This is a genomic window from Neisseria sp. P0009.S007 (genome assembly GCF_051962515.1).
The window spans coordinates 1-346 of record NZ_JBQCVF010000976.1; the positions used below are offsets into that span (position 1 = coordinate 1).

General features: G+C 46.5%; 1 pseudogene. It reads left to right on the forward strand.

The features are described from left to right. A pseudogene (locus ACTHS3_RS17395) lies at nucleotides 1-346 on the forward strand (radical SAM family heme chaperone HemW); the annotation flags it as partial.

The following is a 346-nucleotide window of genomic DNA, read 5'->3' on the forward strand; positions in this document are numbered from 1 at the left end:
ATGCTTGCTCGATTGGGACGCGTTCACAATGGCAAAGAAGCTCTGACAGCTATTAATACTGCATTGAAATTATTTGATAAAGTCAATATCGATTTGATGTACGCCCTGCCAAACCAAACGGTTCAGACGGCATTGGACGATGTGCAAACCGCTATTGCAACAGGCGTATCTCATATCAGCGCATATCATCTGACCATGGAGCCGAACACGCCTTTTGGTCATACGCCGCCAAAAGGATTGCCGCAAGATGAAGCAGCATTGGATATTGAAGATGCCGTACACGGCGAATTGGAAGGCGCAGGCTTTATCCACTACGAAACATCTGCTTTTGCAAAACCTGGTATGC